Source organism: Pseudoalteromonas piscicida, from assembly GCF_002208135.1.
In the GTDB taxonomy this organism is placed as follows: domain Bacteria; phylum Pseudomonadota; class Gammaproteobacteria; order Enterobacterales; family Alteromonadaceae; genus Pseudoalteromonas; species Pseudoalteromonas piscicida_A.
In genome coordinates this window covers 99,926-107,500 of sequence record NZ_CP021646.1, presented here as the reverse complement: position 1 = coordinate 107,500, position 7,575 = coordinate 99,926, and the positions used below count along the sequence as shown (strand labels likewise).

Below are 7,575 nucleotides of genomic sequence, written 5' to 3'. Positions count from 1 at the left end.
ATGTTTCGCTATCAACATATGAAAGCTGTTAGAACCTAAGTCTATTACAGCGTAAATATCTTCCTTCGAAGCAGTCTTTGCCACTTTTTAAACCTCAACAAATCGCTTTAAGCGCTTACTACTTTGCTATCCAAGTTTACTTGGATTGTGGTTTTCTATAGCCACCTGTTCGGCGACCACCACCACGTTGCTTGTTACCACTATTACCATGGCCTGAATGACGACGTTTATTTACTTGAGGCGCACGCAAGTCAGTTAATAGTGCTGTTTTATCATAATGAGAAACAGGAATTGCATGCTCTATGTATTCCTCTATCTCATGTAAATTATAGGCGTATTGCTCGCACGCGAAACTAATCGCATGTCCAGATGCACCCGCTCGACCCGTACGACCAATGCGGTGAACATAGTCTTCTCTGTCATCCGGCAAGTCAAAATTGAACACGTGACTTACTTCAGGAATATGTAAACCACGCGCTGCAACATCAGTCGCAACCAGCAAATCAACATCGCCACGCGTAAACTGCGCTAGAATTGATTGGCGTTTCTTTTGATTTACATCGCCTGTAAGCAAGCCAGCACGGTGGCCATCTGCTTTCAGCCATTCATATACGTTTTCGCAGCTGTGCTTAGTATTAGCAAAAATGATTGCCTTCTCTGGCCACTCTTCCTCAATCAAAGTCAGCAGTAAAGGTATTTTGTCCTCTGTCGACGGGTGAAACAGCTCTTCTTGAATGCGTTTGCCCGTTTTAACATCTGGTTCAATTTGTACATGGATAGGATTTGTCATGTGCTCGAATGCTAATTCTTGCACTCTGTATGACAGTGTCGCTGAGAATAATAGGTTTAATCGCTCTTCACGACCTGGCATGCGATTGAACAAATAACGAATGTCTTTAATAAAGCCTAAATCAAACATTCGGTCTGCTTCATCTAGCACAACCACTTCGATATCATTGAGGTTATAAGCACCCTGCTTATAAAAATCGATTAAACGCCCAGTAGTTCCGATTAGTATGTCCGCGCCTTTTTCCAGTTGAGCCCGTTGTTTTTCGTAATCTTCGCCACCATATACAAGGGCAAGCTTAAGATCACAACGTGGCGCAACGACTTGCGCGTCCTTATGTATTTGGATAGCCAACTCTCGAGTCGGTGCCATAATAATTGCACGAGGTTGCGTTTTTTTATCCTTTTTGGTCTGCAATAGGCGATGACAGGTCGCGGTCAAAAACGCAAGGGTTTTGCCCGTACCAGTTTGTGCCTGGCCAGCAATATCGCGGCCTTCACAGATGTAAGGTATACACTTTGCTTGGATTGGCGTGCAAAATTCGAAGCCATTTTCCTGTAAACCGGCGACCACTTCCGGTGCTAAAGCAAAGTCGTTGAATTTTTTATTGGTCAAATGTGTCTTAGTCATAGCGATAAAGCATAACGTTTAAACTTGCAATAAGAAACAAGAGTGTTTAAATACGCATTAAATATTTCGCCTAATTCTAACGGAGAGCGTAATGAGCGACAAAATTATCCAACTAACTGATGACAGCTTTGAAGCTGACGTAATCAAATCTGACAAGCCTGTACTAGTAGATTTCTGGGCAGAATGGTGTGGCCCTTGTAAGATGATTGCGCCTATCCTTGATGAAGTTGCAGAATCACACGGTGACCGCGTGGCGATCGGCAAACTAAATATCGACCAAAATGCTAATACTCCACCTAAATACGGTATCCGTGGTATTCCAACACTATTACTGTTTAAAGATGGTGCAGTAGCGGCAACTAAAGTTGGTGCCCTATCTAAGACTCAACTTGTTGAGTTTCTAGAAAACAACCTATAATTCAGGTTGTTACGCAATCTGCGGCATCACTGCCGCAGTTGTGGACCTGATCTGTATCATTTTTAATAGAATAAAATTTGTATAAACACTGGACGACCCGACGCCTAGCTGCTAACTTATAAAGCCACAAACCTTTAAGCTTTATCAAATCAACCTCTCTCGTGAAACTAACGAGAATGACAACTGTAATAAAGAACCCACCAATATGCATTTACGCGAATTAAAAGACAAGTCAATCAATGAACTTGTAAAACTTGCTGAGTCCATGGGACTTGAAAACGTAGCTCGTTTAAGAAAACAAGATATTATCTTTGCTATTTTGAAAGCGCACGCGAAAAGCGGCGAAAATATATACGGCGGCGGTGTTTTAGAAATTTTACAAGATGGCTTCGGCTTTTTACGTTCTTCAGAAGCATCTTACCTAGCTGGCCCTGATGATATTTACGTTTCTCCGAGCCAAATTAGACGTTTCAGCCTGCGTACCGGTGACACCATCAGTGGTTTAATAAGACCACCAAAAGATGGCGAAAGATATTTTGCATTATTGAAAGTTAATGAAGTTAACTTCGATAAGCCAGAAAACTCTCGTACCAAAATCCTATTTGAAAACTTAACGCCTATTCATGCGAATGAGCGTATGGTAATGGAACGAGGTAATGGTAGTACAGAAGATATTACTGCTCGAGTATTAGACCTTGCTTCTCCAATCGGTAAAGGTCAGCGCGCACTTATCGTTGCACCACCAAAAGCGGGTAAAACAATGTTGCTACAAAACATTGCTCAGTCCATCACATATAACAACCCAGATGCGACATTGATGGTACTACTGATCGATGAGCGTCCGGAAGAAGTAACAGAGATGCAGCGTCTCGTTCAAGGTGAAGTTATAGCCTCTACCTTCGACGAACCTGCCAACCGCCACGTTCAAGTAGCAGAAATGGTGATTGAAAAAGCAAAACGCTTAGTTGAGCATAAGAAGGATGTCATCATTCTACTTGACTCAATTACACGTCTTGCCCGAGCATACAACACGGTTATTCCTTCATCAGGTAAGGTATTAACTGGTGGTGTTGATGCCAATGCGCTGCACAAACCTAAGCGTTTCTTTGGTGCTGCACGTAATGTTGAGGAAGGCGGAAGCTTAACCATCATCGCAACGGCACTTATCGATACCGGCTCTAAGATGGATGAAGTTATCTACGAAGAGTTTAAGGGTACGGGTAATATGGAACTACACCTAAACCGTAAGATTGCGGAAAAACGTGTATTCCCAGCTATCGACTTCAACCGCTCTGGTACTCGTCGTGAAGAACTGCTAACGAAAACTGATGAACTGCAGAAAATGTGGATCTTACGTAAGATTGTTCATGAAATGAGTGAGATCGATGCCATGGAATTCCTTATTGATAAGCTTTCCATGAGCAAAACAAACGATGAATTTTTCGACTCAATGCGTCGTAAGTAAGTAGACATCAAGTTTAGTTATTTAAAAGCCAGCTTATGCTGGCTTTTTGCCTTTCAGGTTCGCCAACTTCCTGTTTTTGTTCTATACCTATCTAATAAAATTAAAATGCATTTGAATGATGCCCCAAGGGACGTAGAATGAAACAGAGTCATATTATTGCCGCAGTCACGCTTTTTAATTTGGCTTCTGTAACACTCGCAATTACCTCGCTATCCTCTGATGAGGCTAAAGTAGTCGTTGCAGTTGGTGCCCTATCGCTGGGGGCGCTATTGCAATTCTTATACTTTAAAAAAGCTCCTTCCGCTGAAAAACACTTAGAGCATCTAGTTCGAAATTTTATTAGTGACGAAGGCGTCGACCTAACTTATCGCTTTAACGAACAAGATAAAAGTATTTCTAAATCCTGCCTATTAATGAATGATTGCTTCGCCGTTATAGAACATGTAATTAGTGAAGTATATGCATCTTCTTCTCGACTTCACCCAATGGCAGATAGCCTAAGAGATACCTATGCATCCATGACACAAAAGGCGACGCTACAACATACTCATGGTGAATACTTAGCCACCTCAATTCAGTCTATGCTAGAGATTTCTGCGCGTTTGGATACTAGCTTAGAACAGATCTATGCATCTGTAGAAAACGCCACAATCGCAGTAAAACAGACCAGATTAGATACTGATAAAAGTCAAGAAAGCCTGCTAACACTTGCAGATAACATCAAAAAAACCAGTGATCAAATAGAACTGCTCAAAACAGACAGCAATGAAATTAGTTCTGTGCTTGAAGTGATTAATGGCATTGCAGAGCAAACCAACTTACTTGCGCTAAATGCTGCAATTGAGGCCGCGCGAGCGGGTGAGCTAGGAAGAGGATTTGCCGTCGTTGCTGACGAAGTTCGTAATCTTGCAGCAAGGACGAGTCAATCTACTAAGGAAGTAAGCCAAGTCATTAGCAAAATACAATCCGGTACAGATTCCGTATATGCGCTGATGCAAGCAGCGCTGCAGGAAACCGCCAATACAGTAAAATTAAGCGAAGCTTCTACAAAAGAGGTCGATGAAATAGAAAATGCGATGCTCTCTATCAACCAAATGTCTCATGATATTCACCAGCAAGTTGGAGAGCAAAAGCAAGCTTCTGACGAAGCTCAGGAAAGCATAGAGTCAATGGTACACCTAAATTCAGATGCGCTTTCAAGCACTAAAATTCAAGCTGTCTCTAATCGAGACCTGATTGCCTTGTCACAAAGCATTCATGAAAAGTTGTCTATTTTTAAAATCGCCGACTACACACAGGAATTAGATACTAGAAAAGACAGTTCACGGGTTTCAATTAGTAATGTTGAGCAACCGGACAATTTAAATATGGGAGATTCAGATGATATAGAACTATTTTAGGAGGCTAAAGATTCTTGAGACTTTAGCTGATCACACATTGCTAAAAACAGAGATTGAAATTGATCTTCGCCCCCTTCCCCTTGCTTCAATACCTTCTCAAATTCTATGGCGATACTCGCCAGCTCAGGGAATTCAAACATAGATGCCGCTCCCGCCAACTTGTGACAAATAGTCTGAAGTGTGATCAGGTCTTTATTTTGCCAAGCATCAATCAACAAGTAACGCTCTTGTTCAAAAGTGCTTGCGAAGCTATCTCGTAAATCCGATAAATCAATATTAAGTTCATACGCTTTGCCGTCAGACTCGAAGTTTAAGTGCATATTCAATACAGCTAATAATTCATTTTTATTAATTGGCTTGCCAATATGACCATTGAATCCTGAGTCGATATATGATTTTACCTCTTCCGTCAGGACATTAGCGGTCAACGCGTATATTGGACCGGAGTAGCCCGCCGAGCGGATGATCCTAAGCGCTTCTACCCCGTCCATTCTTGGCATTTGAATGTCCATAAGTACCAAATCAGGAAAGTCACTAAGACACTGCTCAACCGCTCGAGCACCATTTTCGGCTACAATAACCGTTGCGCCCGTACGCTCAATCATGCGAGAGAATAGTTGCCGATTCTCTGGGTGATCTTCCACAACCAGCACCGTACCAGAGAGCAAAGGTTGCTTGGACTGCGGTTCTTTAATTTCAGCAATGGCCGTATTGAGATAAACGGTACAAGGTACACTAAAGGAGAAGGCACTACCATGTTCGACAACACTTTGTACTTTGATTTCACCATTCATCATGTGAGCAAGCTGGCTCGACAAACTTAATCCGAGTCCTGAGCCGCCAAAGCGCCTTGTTATACTGTTGTCAGCTTGTTGGAAATTATCAAAAATTCGACCTATTTGCTGCTCAGTCATACCAATACCAGTATCTTTCACCACAAACTGCAAACCATGGTGCGTTTCAGATACCTCCAATTCAATACGGCCTTTTTCGGTAAACTTTAGGGCGTTACTTAGCAAGTTTATTAGTATTTGTTTTACTCGAATGTAATCTAAACGCACATAAGCGTTAGCCCTTACCTGATCACAGACGATAAACTCCAATTGCTTACTCTGGATATTTTGTTGAAACATATCACATAAGTCAGCAAGTAAGCTGCTTACCGAAAATTCCGTCGCCTCTAGCTCTAATCGCTCAGCTTCGATTCGACTTAAATCCAGAATATCATTGACGAGATCTCGTAAGTGTAACCCTTGATTATAGATTGTTCTGACCGATGCTTGTGCCTGAGCATTTAAATCTTGTTCGACCAACAAATCTTCTGCGTGTCCCAGCACCGTTGTAAGTGGCGTTCTGATTTCATGGCTCATATTTGCCAGAAATTGACTTTTCACTTGATTGGCCGCTTTTAACTCATCCGCTTTTTGCTGAAGCTCAGATGTTCTTAATGCGACCTTCTGACTTAACTCTAATTTTGCTCTTTGCTCAACCTTACGTCGGTAAAGTGCAAAAGTTGTCAGTAAGGTTAATAGCGCGATGATAACGCCCAACAACTGTAACTGGCTGCGCTGCTCTTCTTTGAGTAGCTGTAATTTTTGCTCTTGCTTAAGCACTTCGACTTCTCGAGAAAGCTCACTGGCCTCATACTTAGCACGATAGTCATTAATCCGTTTCAGCATGTCGTCATTCATCAAACGGTTTTGCGCTTCCAAATTTTGTGAGTCATAGTCTCTAGCGCGCTTAATATTTCCTTGCGCAGCCTCAATCAAGGCTAGCAAACGGAGAGCCATACGCTCTCTTTTTCGTTCATGCATAACTCGACTAGCCGCTAAACTTTGCTCTGCATTAGTCAGGGCTTCTGTTAGCCGCCCTTGAGCGAAGAAGATTTGTGCCAAGGTAAATTGAGCTTCCATGAGGTTGGCAGGATTCTGAGCCTTTTCAGCATAATAGAGCGCAAAGTTTGCTTCTTTTTCGGCTAATTCTAATTGGTTTTGTGAATAGCTCAATAAAGCAAGATTGCCATATTCAAATGACAAATGGCGGACGTCATTCTGCGCTTCATAATAAGCAATTGCTGCTTGGTATGACGCTTTGGCAAGCGCGGGGCGTTTAGTCTCAGTGTATAGCACACCAAGATCTGCCTGAGCCAGCGCAACACCATATTCATCATTCAACTCGACAAATGCATTTAGGGCTTCATGGAGCATTTCTTCAGCCTTGTCATAGGCGCCTTGACGAATATAAACACCCGATATGTTCAGTAAAATATCGGCGTGATCTTGAGCATCGCCGAACTCTTGGTAAAGCTCATCTGCTTTTAAATAATTATGCAGTGCCAAGTCTAGTGTGAAGCTATTAAAATATGCTAGGCCCAAATTACTATGTAAATTAGCCATCTCTATAGGGACATTACGTTGCTCAGCTAGCGCCAATGCTCGTGAGTAAAACTCGATTGCCTGTTGGTAATGACCGAGGTAAAAGTAGCAGATCCCTTGAACCTTCACGGCTGTAAAATGGTTGTCACTCAGTCTATCTGATTGCGTTATCAACTCTAACTGATTGAGAAAAATGAGTGCATCTTTGAATTGATTTTGTTTATAAGCAGATTTACCTAGGCTAAGCAAAAGCTCGACTTTTCTTGTCTTTCCCAGTTCTTGTTCCGCGAGTAACTCGGTGCCCAGCGTTTTTTGTTGTTGCCAATGGGTGGTTTGCTCCACCTCTGCGATACGCTCGTCAAGGGTGCTATCATTTAGCGTGGCGTTAACTTGAAAACAACTGGAGAAACACAGACAACAGGCAAACACAAACCATGGCTTTAGTTGCCTCGATAAATTCATTGCTGCTCTCCATTGCTTATCATTTAGTCTGCGTGGTA

At 42.2% G+C, this 7,575-nt stretch carries 6 protein-coding genes (1 of these 6 running past the window's edge); 3 read left to right on the top strand and 3 right to left on the bottom strand.

The features are described from left to right. Positions 1-84: the 5' portion of a guanosine-5'-triphosphate,3'-diphosphate diphosphatase gene (gene gppA, locus B1L02_RS00525; RefSeq protein WP_088529524.1), read on the bottom strand. 1,425 nt of this gene lie to the left of the window's left edge; only the first 84 of its 1,509 coding nucleotides appear in the window; its start codon is at positions 82-84; the stop codon falls past the left edge of the window. Positions 85-136: 52 nt separating this feature from the next. Beyond that, complete coding sequence (rhlB, locus tag B1L02_RS00520) at positions 137-1,417, bottom strand: ATP-dependent RNA helicase RhlB (protein ID WP_088529523.1); 1,281 nt, start codon at positions 1,415-1,417, stop codon at positions 137-139. A gap of 91 nt (positions 1,418-1,508) precedes the next feature. Here rhlB and trxA point away from each other — a divergent pair, with 91 nt between their 5' ends. From trxA to B1L02_RS00500, 3 genes are all read left to right on the top strand, one after another. Beyond that, positions 1,509-1,835: a thioredoxin TrxA gene (gene trxA, locus B1L02_RS00515; protein ID WP_088529522.1), complete on the top strand. Its 327-nt coding sequence runs from the start codon at positions 1,509-1,511 to the stop codon at positions 1,833-1,835. Between the two features lie 205 nt (positions 1,836-2,040). Next, on the top strand, positions 2,041-3,300 hold the full coding sequence (rho, locus tag B1L02_RS00505; protein ID WP_010604247.1) for a transcription termination factor Rho: 1,260 nt from the start codon (positions 2,041-2,043) through the stop codon (positions 3,298-3,300). A 137-nt stretch (positions 3,301-3,437) separates the two neighbouring features. After that, a complete protein-coding gene (locus B1L02_RS00500) occupies positions 3,438-4,700 on the top strand; it encodes a methyl-accepting chemotaxis protein (protein WP_088529520.1) in 1,263 nt (420 codons plus the stop codon). Here B1L02_RS00500 and B1L02_RS00495 read toward each other — a convergent pair. Further along, positions 4,697-7,537, bottom strand: a complete 2,841-nt coding sequence (locus tag B1L02_RS00495) for a response regulator (protein WP_088529519.1) — start codon at positions 7,535-7,537, stop codon at positions 4,697-4,699. The genes B1L02_RS00500 and B1L02_RS00495 overlap by 4 nt on opposite strands. Positions 7,538-7,575 lie beyond the last annotated feature (38 nt).

Bases quoted from the DNA above. Each gene is read 5' to 3' on its own strand.
- B1L02_RS00495 (WP_088529519.1), bottom strand. From the start codon at position 7,537: ATGAATTTATCGAGGCAACTAAAGCCATGGTTTGTGTTTGCCTGTTGT.
- trxA (WP_088529522.1), top strand. From the start codon at position 1,509: ATGAGCGACAAAATTATCCAACTAACTGATGACAGCTTTGAAGCTGAC.
- rho (WP_010604247.1), top strand. From the start codon at position 2,041: ATGCATTTACGCGAATTAAAAGACAAGTCAATCAATGAACTTGTAAAA.
- rhlB (WP_088529523.1), bottom strand. From the start codon at position 1,417: ATGACTAAGACACATTTGACCAATAAAAAATTCAACGACTTTGCTTTA.
- B1L02_RS00500 (WP_088529520.1), top strand. From the start codon at position 3,438: ATGAAACAGAGTCATATTATTGCCGCAGTCACGCTTTTTAATTTGGCT.